This window comes from Spongiimicrobium salis, assembly GCF_043678055.1.
Classification (GTDB): Bacteria; Bacteroidota; Bacteroidia; order Flavobacteriales; family Flavobacteriaceae; genus Spongiimicrobium; species Spongiimicrobium salis.
Window position 1 is genome coordinate 804,369 of the sequence record NZ_JBHEQA010000002.1, and the last position, 16,538, is coordinate 820,906.

At 39.6% G+C, this 16,538-nt stretch carries 14 protein-coding genes and 1 tRNA gene; 10 read left to right on the forward strand and 5 right to left on the reverse strand.

What is annotated here, in order from left to right:
* Positions 1–115 precede the first annotated feature (115 nt).
* The gene (gene lpdA, locus ACEXOE_RS12850) at positions 116–1,522 is read right to left on the reverse strand and encodes a dihydrolipoyl dehydrogenase (protein WP_394749212.1); all 1,407 of its coding nucleotides are present in this window, start codon (positions 1,520–1,522) and stop codon (positions 116–118) included.
* A 182-nt stretch (positions 1,523–1,704) separates the two neighbouring features.
* On the reverse strand, positions 1,705–2,169 hold the full coding sequence (locus tag ACEXOE_RS12855) for an Lrp/AsnC family transcriptional regulator (protein WP_394749213.1): 465 nt from the start codon (positions 2,167–2,169) through the stop codon (positions 1,705–1,707).
* A 152-nt stretch (positions 2,170–2,321) separates the two neighbouring features.
* Here ACEXOE_RS12855 and ACEXOE_RS12860 point away from each other — a divergent pair, with 152 nt between their 5' ends.
* The 8 genes from ACEXOE_RS12860 to ribB all read left to right on the forward strand — a co-directional run bounded on the left by ACEXOE_RS12860 (position 2,322) and on the right by ribB (position 11,907).
* Entirely contained in the window at positions 2,322–3,542 is a 1,221-nt protein-coding gene (locus ACEXOE_RS12860; protein ID WP_394749214.1) for an aminotransferase class I/II-fold pyridoxal phosphate-dependent enzyme, read from the forward strand.
* 75 nt (positions 3,543–3,617) lie between these two features.
* Positions 3,618–5,105 carry a Na+/H+ antiporter NhaC gene (gene nhaC, locus ACEXOE_RS12865; protein WP_394749215.1) on the forward strand — a complete coding sequence of 496 codons (1,488 nt, stop codon included), beginning with the start codon at positions 3,618–3,620 and terminating at the stop codon, positions 5,103–5,105.
* 113 nt (positions 5,106–5,218) lie between these two features.
* Positions 5,219–5,725, forward strand: coding sequence for a thiol peroxidase (gene tpx / locus ACEXOE_RS12870; RefSeq protein ID WP_394749216.1), 507 nt, complete (start codon positions 5,219–5,221; stop codon positions 5,723–5,725).
* The gene (locus tag ACEXOE_RS12875; RefSeq protein WP_394749217.1) at positions 5,718–6,083 is read left to right on the forward strand and encodes a diacylglycerol kinase; all 366 of its coding nucleotides are present in this window, start codon (positions 5,718–5,720) and stop codon (positions 6,081–6,083) included. The genes tpx and ACEXOE_RS12875 overlap by 8 nt, the downstream gene beginning before the upstream one ends.
* 62 nt (positions 6,084–6,145) lie before the next feature.
* Entirely contained in the window at positions 6,146–8,530 is a 2,385-nt protein-coding gene (locus tag ACEXOE_RS12880) for a DNA translocase FtsK (RefSeq protein ID WP_394749218.1), read from the forward strand.
* A gap of 9 nt (positions 8,531–8,539) precedes the next feature.
* Complete coding sequence (locus ACEXOE_RS12885) at positions 8,540–9,181, forward strand: LolA family protein (RefSeq protein WP_394749219.1); 642 nt, start codon at positions 8,540–8,542, stop codon at positions 9,179–9,181.
* A 72-nt stretch (positions 9,182–9,253) separates the two neighbouring features.
* Positions 9,254–10,768: an LptF/LptG family permease gene (locus ACEXOE_RS12890; RefSeq protein ID WP_394749220.1), complete on the forward strand. Its 1,515-nt coding sequence runs from the start codon at positions 9,254–9,256 to the stop codon at positions 10,766–10,768.
* Positions 10,765–11,907, forward strand: a complete 1,143-nt coding sequence (gene ribB / locus ACEXOE_RS12895; RefSeq protein WP_394749221.1) for a 3,4-dihydroxy-2-butanone-4-phosphate synthase — start codon at positions 10,765–10,767, stop codon at positions 11,905–11,907. Before ACEXOE_RS12890 ends, ribB begins: the two co-directional genes overlap by 4 nt.
* 46 nt (positions 11,908–11,953) lie before the next feature.
* Here ribB and ACEXOE_RS12900 read toward each other — a convergent pair whose 3' ends face one another.
* Both ACEXOE_RS12900 and ACEXOE_RS12905 read right to left on the reverse strand, forming a co-directional pair.
* Positions 11,954–12,586, reverse strand: coding sequence for a nitroreductase family protein (locus ACEXOE_RS12900; RefSeq protein WP_394749222.1), 633 nt, complete (start codon positions 12,584–12,586; stop codon positions 11,954–11,956).
* A gap of 15 nt (positions 12,587–12,601) precedes the next feature.
* Positions 12,602–13,360, reverse strand: coding sequence for a sulfite exporter TauE/SafE family protein (locus ACEXOE_RS12905; RefSeq protein ID WP_394749223.1), 759 nt, complete (start codon positions 13,358–13,360; stop codon positions 12,602–12,604).
* 172 nt (positions 13,361–13,532) lie between these two features.
* Between ACEXOE_RS12905 and ACEXOE_RS12910 the strand changes: the two genes are divergently transcribed.
* Positions 13,533–13,617: transfer RNA gene (locus ACEXOE_RS12910), tRNA-Ser, on the forward strand.
* A 473-nt stretch (positions 13,618–14,090) separates the two neighbouring features.
* Complete coding sequence (locus ACEXOE_RS12915; protein WP_394749224.1) at positions 14,091–14,489, forward strand: hypothetical protein; 399 nt, start codon at positions 14,091–14,093, stop codon at positions 14,487–14,489.
* Positions 14,490–14,803: 314 nt separating this feature from the next.
* On the opposite strand, the gene ACEXOE_RS12920 is transcribed toward ACEXOE_RS12915, so the two are convergent.
* Positions 14,804–16,465, reverse strand: coding sequence for a hypothetical protein (locus tag ACEXOE_RS12920; RefSeq protein WP_394749225.1), 1,662 nt, complete (start codon positions 16,463–16,465; stop codon positions 14,804–14,806).
* Between the last annotated feature and the right edge of the window lie 73 nt (positions 16,466–16,538).

Consider the following 16,538-nt stretch of genomic DNA (forward strand, 5'->3'; position numbering starts at 1 on the left):
TTGTAATTTTTTAAGCTGCTAAAATTAAAAAATATAGTGTGAAACGGGCCACCCGAAATGAAAAAGCTTTCCTAAAATATAGGAAAGCTTTTTGTCTTATAATCATTATACGATTTTAGATATGTAATGCTCTATCTTCCGTTGCCGCCAGCGCTGCCTCTTTGACCGCCTCGGCATAGGTAGGATGAGCATGGCTCATACGGGCAATATCCTCTGCAGATGCCCTAAATTCCATAGCAGTTACCGCTTCCGCAATTAAATCGGCTACACGTGCCCCTACCATATGTACGCCCAATACTTCATCGGTATTGGCATCGGCCAAAATCTTTACAAAACCATCAATATCCATACTGGCTCTTGATCGTCCAAGGGCGCGCATCGGGAACTGACCCGCTTTATACGCTATTCCAGCTTCTTTCAACTCTTCCTCCGTCTTACCTACTGCTGCTACTTCAGGCCAGGTATAGACTACACCGGGAATTAAATTATAGTCAATATGCGGCTTTTGCCCGGCTAGCGTTTCCGCAACCAAGGTTCCCTCTTCCTCAGCCTTGTGGGCCAACATAGCCCCTTTAATAACATCGCCTATGGCGTAAATATTTGGGGTACTAGTTTGCAAGTGCTCGTTGACGTCTATCCTACCACGATCATCCAACTGTACTCCTGCGGCTTCCACATTCAATCCTTCGGTATACGGTCTCCTTCCTACAGCAACCAAACAATAGTCTCCTGTAAAACTAACTTCCTCCCCTTTTTTATTGTCTGCGGTAACGATAACTTCATCTCCTTTTCGTTCTACAGATTTCACTTTATGGGACAAACTAAATTTGACCTTCTGTTTTTTCATGGCTTTCATCAACTCTTTGGAGAGTCCAGCATCCATTCCCGCAATAATGCGATCCATAAATTCCACAACGGTCACTTCGGCCCCAAGGCGTTTGTATACCTGCCCCAGTTCCAAACCAATTACACCACCTCCTATAATGATGAGGTGCTTCGGAATTTCCTTTAACTTAAGGGCTTCGGTAGACGTAATGATACGTTCTTTGTCCAAATTGATAAAAGGCAAAGTAGAGGGTTTGGAGCCTGTAGCAATAATCGTATTTTTAGCCTCGATGGTTTCTTTACTACCATCATTTTTTGCTATGGCTATGTGGGTAGCATCTTCAAAACTTCCAAGACCTTCAAAAACATCAATTTTGTTTTTGTCCATCAAAAACTGAATCCCCTTGGTGGTCATATCTACAACTCCTTGCTTTCTAGCAATCATTTTTTCCAGATTCACCTTGATCTCTCCTGGTATTTCAATACCGTGCTCCTCAAAGTGTTTTACGGCGTCTTCGTAATGATGCGACGAATCCAACAAGGCCTTGGAAGGAATACAGCCCACATTAAGGCATGTACCTCCCAAAGTGGCATATTTTTCAATTATTGCAGTTTTCATTCCCAATTGGGCGCAGCGAATTGCTGCTACATATCCACCGGGGCCAGAACCTATTACGGCCACATCGTATTGCGTCATAGTATATTTTATTAGATGAGTTGTTCTATTTTTTAGCAGTACAAAAGTACTGAATGTTTTGTCGTTGAACAATACGTAAAACTTACCTGAAAATCCATAGAAATGCTAGGGGTTCCCTAGCTCGAATTCAAAACTATGACAACGGACATTTTTGTGTTGATTTCAACTTTGTCTCCCAAGATTTAACGTATGGCTATGGCCGTAGTATGCTTTACCTGCCCGATCATAAACGTACTATGCGTACTTCCAATATGGTGTATTGCCGTAAGCTTGGTAATCATAAAATCGCGATAGGTCTGCATATCATCTACATGTATTTTTAGGATATAATCATAATCACCGCTTACATGGTAGCATTCCGTAACTTCTTTTAACTTTCCTATTTCCCGTTCAAACTGCCCAATAAATTCTTTAGTGTGCTGTATGAGGCGTACATGGCAGAACACCATATAGGACTTGTTTACCTTTTTTTTATCTACTAGCGCTACATATTTGGTAATTACCCCAGTGCGTTCCAGACGTTTTATACGTTCATAGACTGCGGTTGTAGATAAGTTGAGTTGATCCGCATAGGCCTTATTTGTTTTTTTACTGTCGTCTTGCAATAATTCAAGCAATTTCTTATCCGTTTCGTCCAATACAGGCATGATATATTTTCTTTAAAAATGAACACTTAACGCAAAATATAGAATTAAAATCAAAATAAATAAAAAATACTAGATTTTAATTCTATAATGAAAACATCACATTGTTTTTAAAACTAAATAGAAATATTTTTATGGTATAAAAAACTAACAAAATGGATTACAAAGCATCAGATAACATTCAAGATTTACAGTATTTCGGGGAGTTTGGAGGTATTAATCCTTCCATATCCGATTCTTCAACCTATACTTTTATTTCCGCGAAGACAATGTTTGATACTTTTGAAGGCAATACGGAAGGTTGCTATCTCTACAGCAGGCATTCTTCTCCTTCCAATCTGTATCTAGGGGAGGCTTTAGCGGCTTTGGAAGGCACGGAAACGGCCAACGTATATGGGAGTGGTATGGGAGCGATTACTTCTGTTTTGTTGCAACTATGTGATAGTGGAGATCATATTGTAAGCAGTAGAACCATCTATGGAGGCACTTATGCCTTTCTTAAAAACTTTATCAAGAAATTCGCTATTGGAACCTCATTTGTGGATATCACAAATATTGCTGCGGTTGAACAAGCCATTACGCCTACCACAAAAATGATCTATTGTGAAGCCGTGAGTAACCCGCTACTGGAAGTGGCGGACTTAAGGGCGCTATCCCAATTGGCCAAGAAGCACAACCTTCCTTTGGTCGTGGACAATACTTTTTCTCCTTTGACCATATCTCCCATTCAATTAGGAGCCGATATTGTAATCCATAGTCTCACCAAATTTATCAATGGAAGCAGCGATTGTGTGGCGGGTGTAGTTTGTGGTACTACCGAATTTTGTTTGCAACTAAAAGATGTCAATTCTGGAGCAGGAATGCTTTTGGGCAGTACCTTGGACAGCCTAAGAGCCGCTTCCATTCTCAAAAACATGAGAACGCTACATATCCGTATTCAAAAGCATAGTACCAATGCTCTGTATTTAGCGGAGAAATTTGAGCGCGATGGCCTAAAAGTGGTTTATCCTGGTCTTGCCTCCCACCCAGGTCATGAGGCTATGAGCAAACAGATGAATGCAAGCTATGGATATGGGGGCATTATGACGCTTGATGTAGGGTCTTTGGATAAGGCCAATGCGCTGATGGAACTCATGCAAAAAGAAAACTTGGGATACTTGGCCGTTAGTTTAGGATTTTACAAAACTCTTTTTAGTGCTCCGGGCACCTCTACCTCTTCTGAAATTCCTTTGGAAGAACAAGAAGAAATGGGCCTATCCGATGGACTAATCCGATTTTCCATTGGCTTGGACAATGACATACACAGAACCTATGAACGCATGCGGAATTGTATGGAGGCCTTGGGAATCTTGCAAAAAGAAGTGGCCACGAGCTAATATTTTAAGCGACTTGGGGCTTGCAAGGCAAATATCAAAATCGTAATATTACGAGCAAATACATTAAAAATACCTATGCAGAGTCAAGATATTACCCCTCCGGAACCCCAAGATGAACCTATTGTAGAAAACAAAGAATTGAACATCTGGGAGGCCTTGATTCCTGTGTTTGCCCTGGTCGGGATGTTGGCATACAACGTCTACGTATTTGGCGATGATGCATTAAGCGGAAGCAATCAATTTATTTTATTGCTGGGAGGAGCTGTAGCGGCCATAGTTGGTTTTTTCAATAAGGTGAGCTACAAACAAATGATGTCTGAGGTGGCCGAAAATGTAAAATCCACCACAGGTGCTTTACTAATACTTCTAATGGTGGGAGCTTTAGCCGGTACTTGGTTGATCAGTGGTATTATTCCCTCTATGATTTATTACGGCCTGCAGATTTTAAATCCTACGATATTTCTGGCGGCATGTGTTATTATATGCTCCATTATATCTATAGCCACAGGAAGTAGTTGGACTACCTCGGCCACCGTGGGTATTGCCTTGATCGGTATTGGGGATGCCTTGGGAATTTCCTTGGGGATGACCGCCGGAGCCGTATTGTCCGGAGCCTATTTCGGCGATAAGATGTCTCCCTTAAGTGATACCACCAATTTGGCTCCTGCCATGGCGGGAGGAGAATTATTTAGCCATATTAGATATATGGCCATGACGACCATACCCACTGTTGTGGTCACGCTTATTGTTTTTATCATTATCGGATTTACCATAGATACTACGGGAACTGCGGATACGGATGCTATTATTGGTTCTATAGACAAAACTTTTAATATTAATGGATGGTTATTCATTGTTCCCATTGTAGTGGTGCTATTGATTCTGAAAAAGGCCCCTCCTCTACTGGCTTTGTTGATTGGAAGTTTATTGGGTGGGATTTTTGCCATTATTTTCCAACCTGAAATTGTTGCTGGTTTGACGGGTGCAGATCATCTAAGCTTTCAATCGGCCTATCAAGGTGTTTTAAAAGCAATAACAGTAGATACGGCTATCGCCACTGAAAATGAAGCCCTGAATGATTTATTTTCTGCTGGAGGTATGAGTGGCATGCTGGGAACCATTTGGTTAATTATCTGTGCTATGGTCTTCGGAGGCATCATGGATGGTATCGGAGCATTGTCAAAAATCAGCAAAGCATTGTTAAATTTAGCCACAACAACATTCGGTCTTTTCGCCAGCACCGTAGCAAGTTGTCTTGCCTTGAATGTCACTGCATCAGATCAGTATTTAGCCTTGGTTGTTCCTGGAAAAATGTTTTCTAAAGCCTATAAAGACAGAGGTTTGGCCCCTGAAAATTTAAGTAGAACTTTAGAAGACTCCGGAACCGTAACTTCGGCATTGGTCCCCTGGAATACCTGTGGTGCCTACCACAGCGGCGTATTGGGCGTGAGTGTAGCGGAATACTTTGTATATGCCATATTTAATTGGTTGAGTCCTTTTATGACACTACTCTTTGCGGCCTTTAGAATTAAGATCAAGCAATTGGCAACCGCCACAAAATAAACCTCTTTTATTCTTATTTTAGGTTTTGAAAAAAAACTGATAAATCCGCTTAAAAATGCTTAGGTATCCCTAATATATTGACTAATTTTACGGGATCATAAAAAAATAGAACTATGGCTAAATTAACTTTGCATGGAAATGCAATCAATTCCTTGGGAGATTTGCCTGCGGCAAATAGTAGTGCGCCTGACTTTACATTGACCAAAGGAGATCTTTCTTTAACTACCTTATCCAATTATCAGGGCAAAAAAGTGGTCATGAATATTTTTCCCAGTGTAGATACCGGCACCTGTGCCACCTCTGTACGTGAATTTAACCGTGAAGCCTCTGCCTTGGACAATACTGTAGTCCTTTGTATTTCTAAAGATTTACCCTTTGCCCAAGCCCGATTTTGTGGAGCGGAAGGCATCGAAAACGTTGAGATGTTATCCGATTTTAGAGATGGAAATTTTGGAAAAGCCTATGGACTTGAATTTACAGATGGTCCCTTGCAAAGTTTGCACTCCAGAGCGGTTGTAGTACTTAATGAATCCGGGAATATCCTTTACACGGAACAAGTTCCGGAAATCGTAGACGAACCCAATTATAAGGCAGCGCTTGAAGCACTGAAGAATGCCTAAGGAATCTTTCATAAAAAATAGGATCTTAAGCGTGGGCTATGCCTTAAAAGGGGCATGGTTATTAGTACGCACTGAAGCCAGTATTAAGATACAGGTGGTCATTGCCATGCTGGTCACCGCTTTAGGATTCTACCTCGATATTTCCAATATTGAATGGATATTGCAAATTTTTGCAATATCCATGGTATTGGGTGTTGAAGGTGTCAATACGGCCATTGAAAAAATTGCAGATTTTGTACAGCCAGAATTTGACCAAAAAATTGGTTTTATCAAAGATATCTCTGCCGGAGCTGTTATGCTGGTATCTATAGGAGCAACCATTATTGGGCTGATTATTTATATCCCAAAACTTTTTTGAAGCTATAATCCCTTCTCCTTCTTTGGTAAATTTGTACTTTTGTTTGAAGAATCGATGATTTAATGGCAAAGAAGGCACGCAAATCAAAACCTACAACTACTAAAAAAAAGGGATTTTCCCTATCCAAACAAAATAAGATTATACTGGGAAGCTTATTGATGCTCTTTAGTATTGCTTTGTTCTTTTCCTTTGTTTCCTATTATTTTACCTGGCAAGACGACCAAAGTACCTTAGGGGAATTTGCCAACAGAAATGAAGATGCCAAAAACCTTTTAAATAAATTTGGGGCTACAGTGAGCCATTTCTTTATCTATAAAGGATTCGGGATTGCTTCCCTAATTTTCACCTTCTTAATTTTTGTGACCGGTTTAAATTTGTTTCTCAGCAGACAACGAAAGAATCTCATTCGGCAGTGGATATGGGGATTGGTCTTTATTATTTGGATTTCTATTGCCCTAGGCTTCTTGGCACAAAGCAAACCCCTCCTCGGAGGATCTATTGGCTATGAAATGAACGATTTCCTGCAGGATTTTGCGGGGAAAATTGGGGTGACATTATTGCTCTTATTTGGCCTTACCATTATTTTGGTTCGCCTCTTTAAATTTACTCCGGACGGCGCTGCAGACTATCTCAAAAAGAAGAAAAACGCTATCGGCTCTGAATTTAAAGCGCCAAAAACCGAAAAAGCTGCAGTGCAGGACGAATCTTCGGAAATACCCCTTGAAGAAAAAGAGGAAGAAACTCCCGTAGTTTTAAATACTTATACCCATAAAGAAGATATTCCTCCTTTAGAAACACCTGTTGACGATTCCTTACCTATGGATATTGTGGTTGAAGATCCAGAGCCTACGGAAGAATTGGCTATGGAAGTAAAACAAGTGACCGAGGAAAAAGAAGTAAAAGCCAACTTGGCGGAAAAATTGGTGGAGGACTTTGGGGAGTTTGATCCTACTTTGGAGCTTGGAAATTATAAATTCCCCAATATAGAACTCTTAGATCAACATGGGGTCAGTGGCGGGATTACCATTAATCAGGAAGAACTTGAGGAGAATAAAAATAAAATTGTCGAAACGCTGCGTAATTACAAAATTGGTATTGCGCAGATCAAAGCAACTATAGGCCCTACCGTAACGCTTTACGAAATTGTGCCCGAAGCAGGAGTGCGTATTTCCAAGATCAAAAATCTAGAAGATGATATCGCCTTATCCCTGGCTGCGCTAGGAATACGAATCATTGCCCCTATCCCTGGAAAGGGTACTATTGGTATAGAGGTGCCCAATAAAAATGCGACCATTGTTTCCATGCGTTCGGTTATTGCTTCCAATAAGTTTCAAAACGCGGAAATGCAATTGCCCATAGCTTTTGGAAAAACCATAAGCAATGAAACTTTTGTGGTTGATCTTGCCAAAATGCCGCATTTATTAATGGCTGGTGCAACGGGTCAGGGAAAATCCGTAGGATTAAATGCCGTGTTGACCTCTTTATTGTACAAGAAACATCCAGCGGAAGTAAAATTTGTATTGGTAGATCCTAAAAAAGTGGAATTGACCCTATATAATAAGATTGAACGACACTTTTTGGCAAAACTTCCCGATTCTGAAGAAGCTATTATCACAGACAATAGTAAAGTGATCAGTACGTTGAATTCCTTATGTATTGAAATGGACAATCGTTATGAGCTCTTAAAAATGGCCATGGTCCGTAACCTTAAAGAATACAATGCGAAATTTAAAGCACGGAAGTTAAATCCAAACGACGGCCACCAATTTTTACCTTATATTGTTTTGGTCATTGATGAGTTTGCTGATTTGATCATGACCGCGGGAAAAGAGGTTGAAACCCCTATTGCCCGATTGGCGCAATTGGCACGGGCCATTGGAATACATTTGATCATTGCGACCCAACGTCCTTCCGTCAATGTAATTACGGGAATTATTAAAGCCAACTTCCCGGCAAGAATTGCTTTTAGGGTAACCTCTAAGATCGATTCCAGAACTATTCTGGATACCCAAGGAGCCGATCAATTGATCGGTCGCGGGGATATGTTATATACGCAGGGGAACGACGTTACACGAATACAATGTGCTTTTGTAGATACGCCCGAAGTAGAAAAAATCACGGAATATATCGGGGCGCAGCGCGCTTATCCAGATGCACATTTATTGCCGGAATATGTTGGAGAAGATTCTGGCACAAGTATTGATTATAATATTTCGGATCGGGATGCCATGTTCAGGGATGCCGCTGAAGTCATTGTAACGGCGCAGCAAGGTTCTGCTTCGTTAATTCAGCGAAAATTGAAGTTAGGGTACAACCGAGCCGGAAGAATCATTGATCAATTGGAAGCTGCGGGTATCGTGGGTCCATTTGAAGGAAGTAAAGCAAGACAGGTCTTAGTAACAGACCTCTATGCCTTGGAACAATTATTGAACAACGAAACAAAGTAATATCAAAAAATGAAAAAAGTAGTAGTACTAACCGTTTTATTCATCAGCAGCTTTTCTTTTGCGCAAAATTCCCAAAAGGCCAAAACCTTATTGGATCAAGTGTACAGCAAGGTTAAAAGTTATGACAATATTTATGTGGACTTTAAGTATACCTTGAACAACACAGAAGCAAATATCAATCAAGAGACACGTGGGGATGTTACCATGCAGGGAGACAAGTATCTTTTTAACTATTTGGGATCCCAGCAATTATTCGATGGCAAAAAAATATATACCATAGTACCCGAAAATGAGGAGGTAACCATAGAGGGACAATCCACCGAAGAAAATACCATCACTCCTTCTAAAATGCTGACCTTCTATAAGCAAGGGCATAATTATGAGTGGGATGTGCTCCAAAATGTACAGGGACGTAAAATACAGTTCGTAAAATTGATTCCCATAGATTCCGATTCCGAGATCAAGTCCATCTTATTGGGGATCGATGTAGAGACCAAACATATCTATAAACTCATTGAAACGGGCAAGAATGGTACTAAAACGACCATTACTGTTAATTCTTTTAAAACAGATCAGCCTTTATCGAAAACCTTATTTACTTTTGATGAAGGAAAGTACAAAAATGAAGGGTACTACATTATAAGGAGTTAAAGATTGATACTATTAGACCGCTATATATTAGGGAGGTTTCTATTTAATTTTTTCAGTTCGTTTGTGATATTGATGTTCATCTTTATCTTTCAAACGATCTGGTTATTTATAGACGATTTAGCAGGGAAAGGGCTGGATATTATCATTATTGGTAAATTCCTATTCTATTTGATGCCCAATCTTACGGAAAAGGTATTGCCCTTAACCGTGTTGCTCTCCTCTATCCTCACCTTTGGAACCTTTGCCGAAAATTATGAGTTTGCCGCTATGAAGGCCTCTGGGATTTCGTTGCAACGGGCCATGCGCAGTTTAATCGTATTTGTGGTATTTCTTGCCTTTGTCACCTTTTATTTTGCCAATAGTGTGATTCCCGCCTCTGAACAAAAAATATATAACCTTAGAAAGAATATTGCCAAGGTAAAACCCGCCGCTATCATTACGGAAGGGGTTTTCAGCGATTTGGAAGGCACCAATATGAATATGAAAGTAGATCGTAAATATGGTGAGAACGATCGCTTTCTGGAAAATGTCATTATACATCAGAAATCAAAAACCGGGGTCAATACTACCGTAATAAAAGCCAAGGAAGGGGAATTGATCAGTAGTGAAAAGTCCGATATTCTTCAATTGGTACTTAAAGACGGAAACTATTATGAAACCTCTCCCGCCAGAACTGCCGAGGAGAAGAAGACCAATCCCTTTCGGAAATCATATTTTAAAGTTTATACCATCAATAAGGATATTTCTGGTCTGAATGACGTTGATCTGGAAGAAGAGCGCAATGTGAGTACCGATAAAATGAAGAACATTTCCCGCTTGGTAAAAGATATCGATTCCATTAAGAAATACAATCTAAAGGTGGTGAATTCTTTTTCCCGAAACATTTCTTCACGGATGGGCGCTTTTATCAGTGTGGCCAATACAGGACAAAACGACACTTTGGGCAAAAAAAGAAATGTCGCCACCAATAGTGCCTTCATCCAGGTGAAGAAAACCATAGATTCTGTGGCTCAAGATACTACGGCTCTAGCCCTTGAGATGGAAGAAAAAACCTATGATTCCATTCCCAAAGGAGAAATACCAGATATTCCTGTAGAAGATGTTGTACGCCTCTATAAAGACTGGCAACGGGTACAATTGGTGACATCGGCAAAGAATTTTACCACCAATGCATTGAATACCATTGAAGCCAAAAAGAAAGAAATTCAAAATGGCTATAAACGCTACAATTTGCATATTCTATCCTATCACAAAAAATTTGCCCTTGCCCTATCTTGTATCATTTTATTCTTTGTTGGGGCTCCCTTAGGGGCCATTATCCGAAAAGGAGGGCTTGGTTTGCCCATGGTTATTGCCATTATTTTATTCTTGACCTATTACTTTCTGGGCGTGTTCTCAGGGAATTATGCCAAGGAAGGAAATATCCATCCCATATTTGGCGCATGGTTGCCAACATTAATAATGTTACCTTTGGGTATCTTTCTTACGAGAAGGGCCACTGCCGATCGAGGTTTGGTAGATTTAGGAGTGATTGGAGATTTCTTCAAAAAATTGTTTAAAAAGAAAAATAAGGTTTCTGAGATATGATTACAAGTACGAGTAAAAAAATTGAACTGGATACCATAGAAGATGCCATTGCCGATATTAAGGCAGGCAAGGTAATCATTGTCGTAGACGATGAAAATCGAGAAAATGAAGGGGACTTTATTGCCGCTGCCGAAAAGGTGACCCCGGAAATGATCAATTTCATGGCCAAAGAAGGACGTGGGCTTATTTGTGCCCCTTTGACCGAGGATCGTTGCAAGGAGCTTCAATTGGATATGATGGTACAGAACAATACCGTACTGCACCAAACACAATTTACGGTCTCTGTGGATCTCATCGGACATGGTTGTACTACAGGAATTTCCGTACATGATCGTTCCAAAACCATTAAATCTTTAGTTGAGGAAGATACCAAACCCCATGACTTGGGAAGACCAGGACATATTTTCCCTTTGCGGGCCAAAGAGGGCGGAGTATTACGTAGAACAGGACATACCGAGGCTTCTATTGATCTGGCACGTTTGGCCGGATTTAAACCTGCCGGAATCTTGGTGGAAATTCTGAACGAAGACGGTACCATGGCTCGTTTGCCCCAATTGATGGAGGTGGCCAAAAAATTTGACCTTAAGATCATCTCTATCGAAAGTTTGGTGGCCTATCGCATGGAGCACGACAGTCTGATTGAAAAGAAAGAAGATTTTACCATTACCACCCGTTTTGGGGATTTCAGATTGCGTGCGTATAAACAAACCACCAACAATCAGGTGCATATTGCCCTGACCAAAGGTACTTGGGCTGCCGATGAACCTGTCTTAACGAGAATCAATGCCACTTTGGTCAATAATGATATTTTGGGGACCCTGACCAACAATCCGGACAAGAAATTGGAGGAAATGTTCAAGGCCATCAATGCCGAAGGAAAAGGAGCCTTTGTTTTTATCAATCAGGAATCACAAGTATTGAATCTCTTGGGACGCTTATCAGAATTGAAGGCATTGCAGGATACCGGAGTGTACAAAGCACCAAAAATAGATATGGATGCCAAAGATTTCGGGGTTGGGGCGCAGATCCTTCACGATATTAGAGTATCCAAGATTCGCCTATTAACGAATACCGAACAAGCAAAACGCGTGGGAATGGTTGGTTATGGCCTGGAGATTACCGAATATGTCCCCTACTAGCCCATCTCGTGAGCTTTAAAGTTTAGTCGCCCAAAGTTTTCGGATTTTAGGAAAGTTCCAGAATACTTTCCTCCATGGTTTTTCGCACCTTTTTAAAATCAGCAAACATATCGTCCGCTGCCCGGTACCCTATGGGCAAGGCCAAAACCGCATTGAGGTCGTAAGCTTCCAATCCAAGAGCCTGATCGTAAGCTGCAGGAACGAAACCTTCCATGGGGCAAGCATCTATTTTTTCCACTGCACAGACCGTCAACAGGTTTCCAAGGGCCAAATAAGCCTGATTAATGGCCCATTGTTTGATTTCTTCTTCAGTTTTAGCAGAAAAGCTTTTGACCAAAGAGGCTTTAAAAGGATCCAGAATCTCGTCACTTGTATTTCGTAATTGCTTTACCCGTTCAAAATAGGTGTTGATATAGGGTTCATCAATGGTTTTATTGATACAAATGACCAAAAGATGGGAAGCCTGGGCTACTTGTTGTTGGTGATAGGAATGGGGCACCAATTGTTCCTGCAAGGCCTTATTCTGAATGACCACGAGTTTTATGGGCTGTAATCCATAGGAAGTGGCCGTAAGATTAAAAGCTTTTTTTAAACGATCTAGCGCTGAAGCGGGCAATATTTTAGCTGCATCAAACTTTTTAACCGCATAGCGCCACTCCAAATATTCAATTGTATCCATCCCAATTATTTTAAATCACGTATTAAAAAACCATAGTTTAATGGCCATGGCAATCACCACGACCACTAAAAACTTTTTTATAAATCCATCTCCTTTGGAAACGGAAAATCTACTGGAAAACCAAGCTCCAGAACCATTTCCTATAGCCAGAATCAATCCCACTTTCCAATCGACCTTATCGTTCAAAGCAAATACGGCAATCGCCGATAAGGTATAAATAAACACTACAGACACTTTGGTAGCATTTACGCGTACCAAGGACATATGATTCACATAATGTAAGAATAAAATCATGATAAATCCCAGTCCGGCATTAATGAATCCGCCATAAATCCCAAAAAAGAAAAAAGCTAGGATGCCCAACCAGAGGTATTTACCCGTAACACGTTCCTGGAGGTTCTTCAAATCTACCTTGGGCATAAAAATAATAATGAGCACTACGGCGACCATCACAATGGCCAGAATCTTATTGAAGGTTTCTCCTTTAATATCTACGGCAATCGTGGCTCCAATAATGGCTCCGATCAAGGCCGAAATCCCTAAATAGACATTGAAGGGAAAAGTGGATACGCCCTTGCTCTTGAATCCTGCGGTGGCCAAGGCCGTTTGGATCACGATCGCCACTCTATTGGTACCGTTGGCCACACTTGGAGGAAGTCCCAAAAATATTAGTACCGGAAGTGATAATAAAGACCCTCCCCCAGCCATGGTATTGATAAATCCCACAGCGAAACCCACTGCAATTAGTAAGGGGTAATGGTACCATTCTTCCATACCACAAAAATAAGGGCAAAAAAGCAATTAATATTAGATATCGGACAAATAAAAAAGGAAGAAAATTTTTAGGAAACAGAAAAAGGTTATTATATTTGCACCCGCCTATGGGGAAGTAAACTTTCCTCTTCTGGCGGGCAAGTCCGCCAAAAGGCAAACGCAACAGACACTTGGAGAAATGGCAGAGTGGTCGAATGCGGCAGTCTTGAAAACTGTTGAGGGTCACACCTCCGGGGGTTCGAATCCCTCTTTCTCCGCTTAGAGCAAAGCTCAATATCCCTTGGATATTGGGCTTTTTTATTTTAAGGAATGTCGCAAACGCAGTTTGACTACATGGAATAAGATGAAAAAGTCGAAAATTGCCATCGCAATTTTGAGCTTTATTGTCACGAGCTAAGATTGAGGGAACACAGAAAGTAATCCCTCTTTCTCCGCTTAGTACTAAACTCGATTTTCTACCGATTGGCAATTGTATCTTGTACTCTGAATTATAATTTCATATTTGAATTGGTTGTTTGCCTCAAAGCCTTGGGTGGTACAGGTGCTTTTATATTTTCTATTATCGTTGTACTAAAAAGTTGATACATTATAATTAATTTCCTACACAACAATATATGTATTATCAGAACATTTCAAACCGATTTGTTCCTCACATAAAAGATATATAGATCATATGATCCATATTCCTAAGTTGTGCTTAATTTGGCTCGATATTTGCCGAATAAATAGAATGAAAAATACAATTTCATCTATTCTATTTCTTTTATTTATTCATACTGCAATTGGACAAAATAGTTCCTTAAAACAGTCGGATTTAATTGGATGCTGGAAACACTATCCTGAAGAAAGTGAGCTTTTTGACGATATGACTGTTTACAGACCTTGTAACAATGAATCTTTTCCAAATAAATGGGCAATGAGAGCAAGGAACCAAATGAATTTCAATGCAGATGGAAAATGTAATTATCTAAGGATTGGACCAACTGATATAAATTCAATGAAGCCAGGGAAATGGATATTGGATTCCTCAACTAAGGAAGTAGCAATTTTTGATTTAGAGATGAATTTAATTAGAAAATTTGAAATTGTAAGATTAGAAAAAGAACTACTTGGCGTTAGGTCAAAATAAAAAAACTAAGCACAACAATGTATAACTGCAATTACGGCGGATTCGACTACCTCCGAATCCACTTATAATTACTAAAGTCTGTGTTTAATCCGAAAATTAACACATATTAAATCGTAACTGAGAGTTATACGAAACCGTTGTACTTCATTATGACCAACCATGAACCAATGATAAAATTCTTTAGAAAAATTTACCAAAACATAATTTCATTGACAATAATATGATTACTAAATATATTTTTGTTTTCATTTTGTCGAATTTTGTTTAAAAAAGGGTAGTTGCGACTGCTTCTACCCCTTTAATTGCTAGCAATATTAGTCACAATCCGCTGCAACATCTCTTATCTCACTTTGAGTATGTACCATATTGTCTAGTACAGATGTTCCTCGAAGCGTAACCTCTATATAATCCGACGCAATTTCGGTTATAGTTCCTCTAAAATTGGTAACTCTTAATTGAGTTGCTATTTCAGTCCCAGAAAGATTGCCGGCTAATGCATTATTGTTAAACGGGTCAATCTGATTTGCAAATATTCTGAACCGTTTAACAAAAGGTATTTTAACATTTGAATACGTCTGGTAGGCATCATAAACCAAAGATGCGCTTCCCGAGGGAACATCGACGGTACGAAGAGAAAAGTATGAATTTGTTTCTTCTGAGCCCATCTCTTCAAATTGTGATTGTGAAGAAGTTACTTCTTGTGAAAAGTTATACGTCGAGGTAGCTTCAGCATTTGCCGTTACAGAACCTCCAAAGAAATTAGCTTCTGCTTCTACGCCAACTGTTATTGAACCACCGAACTCTTCTCTAGAACTAATTGAAATAGACTCTTCCCATCCAACTGTTCTAGAAGTAGTGACCTCTCGTTGTATGCCTACTTCTTGAGATAAACTGCCATTTCCGCAGTTTAATAACGTACTGTTAAAACCAAATGAAGTATCTACTGATGGCAAAATTGGGTTTAAATATTTAGTTTCAAGTTCTTGAAAATCCCATTGTACATCTAAAGCCAATATTCTAAAGTATTGAATTTCATATTGGTCGAGTGGGTAGGCTATCCAATATAATAGGCCAGTGCCATTAGGTCTGCGTCTCAAAGGCTCATTAGTACTATAGCGTCTTATAGTGTATAAACCATTTTCCTCTCTTTTTATCCTGAATTTATAATCATCACCAAGCGTATTGTTTTGTATACCATCAGGATGAACCGCATTACCATTTTGTCTAAAAGTTAATTGCTCATTGCTAATCTGTAAATACCTATTTGTATGCTTACTCCAGATAGAAAATACATTTTCCTCATTGGGATATTTATAAAAATAGTATTGGTGGTTTGACCAAGTAGCTTTAAATTCTGAATAATCTTCAAACAAAGTAGTACTCGTCGTTACAGCACTCGCAGGTTTCTCTACTACATTGATGCCATAATTGCCATTAGCATCTACGGTTTGTAAAAAATGTGGCATATCTAATTTAAATTCTAATTCAACATTATTATATGCTAACTCGTTCCCATCTATATGGACATCGTTACCATTTTCTTCTAAAGACAAAATACTATAGGATTCAGAGACAATTTCTGAGTCATTCTCATCGAGTATAGCAACACTTAATGGCACCCCATTTCTTAACTCATCCTCTGCATCCTTAGATAAATCTTCCACTCTCACGGAATATTGTATAATGTTGGTATATGGGTCTATTGTAAGTTCTTGGTCATAATCTCCTGTAGATGCATCAAAATCCAAGACAGCCTTTATAGGATTATACCCTTTCTTTATCAAACTCCTAACATCTATACTTAATCCGATATCTCCTTGGTAATTTTCGAGTTCATCTGCCGTAATACCACTTAGTTCAACTATTTCGCCGTCACCAGGTCCAGGATTAGTGACATCATCTTCACTACATCCTACAGAAATGATAAATAAAGTACTCATAATAATACATTTCAAAATTGTTACAGTTGTTTTCATAATAAATAAATTTTGCGAATTGTTTCTGATTCAAAACTAGACGCACAAGTCACTAAAATCTAATTTTAGGCAT

What these genes read in the sequence shown, in the direction of transcription:
- ACEXOE_RS12860 (WP_394749214.1), top strand. Translation starts at nt 2,322, where the DNA reads ATGGATTACAAAGCATCAGATAACATTCAAGATTTACAGTATTTCGGG.
- ACEXOE_RS12855 (WP_394749213.1), bottom strand. Translation starts at nt 2,169, where the DNA reads ATGCCTGTATTGGACGAAACGGATAAGAAATTGCTTGAATTATTGCAA.
- nhaC (WP_394749215.1), top strand. Translation starts at nt 3,618, where the DNA reads ATGCAGAGTCAAGATATTACCCCTCCGGAACCCCAAGATGAACCTATT.
- ACEXOE_RS12905 (WP_394749223.1), bottom strand. Translation starts at nt 13,360, where the DNA reads ATGGAAGAATGGTACCATTACCCCTTACTAATTGCAGTGGGTTTCGCT.
- ACEXOE_RS12915 (WP_394749224.1), top strand. Translation starts at nt 14,091, where the DNA reads ATGAAAAATACAATTTCATCTATTCTATTTCTTTTATTTATTCATACT.
- ACEXOE_RS12875 (WP_394749217.1), top strand. Translation starts at nt 5,718, where the DNA reads ATGCCTAAGGAATCTTTCATAAAAAATAGGATCTTAAGCGTGGGCTAT.
- ribB (WP_394749221.1), top strand. Translation starts at nt 10,765, where the DNA reads ATGATTACAAGTACGAGTAAAAAAATTGAACTGGATACCATAGAAGAT.
- ACEXOE_RS12890 (WP_394749220.1), top strand. Translation starts at nt 9,254, where the DNA reads ATGTTCATCTTTATCTTTCAAACGATCTGGTTATTTATAGACGATTTA.
- ACEXOE_RS12880 (WP_394749218.1), top strand. Translation starts at nt 6,146, where the DNA reads ATGGCAAAGAAGGCACGCAAATCAAAACCTACAACTACTAAAAAAAAG.
- ACEXOE_RS12920 (WP_394749225.1), bottom strand. Translation starts at nt 16,465, where the DNA reads ATGAAAACAACTGTAACAATTTTGAAATGTATTATTATGAGTACTTTA.
- lpdA (WP_394749212.1), bottom strand. Translation starts at nt 1,522, where the DNA reads ATGACGCAATACGATGTGGCCGTAATAGGTTCTGGCCCCGGTGGATAT.
- ACEXOE_RS12885 (WP_394749219.1), top strand. Translation starts at nt 8,540, where the DNA reads ATGAAAAAAGTAGTAGTACTAACCGTTTTATTCATCAGCAGCTTTTCT.
- tpx (WP_394749216.1), top strand. Translation starts at nt 5,219, where the DNA reads ATGGCTAAATTAACTTTGCATGGAAATGCAATCAATTCCTTGGGAGAT.
- ACEXOE_RS12900 (WP_394749222.1), bottom strand. Translation starts at nt 12,586, where the DNA reads ATGGATACAATTGAATATTTGGAGTGGCGCTATGCGGTTAAAAAGTTT.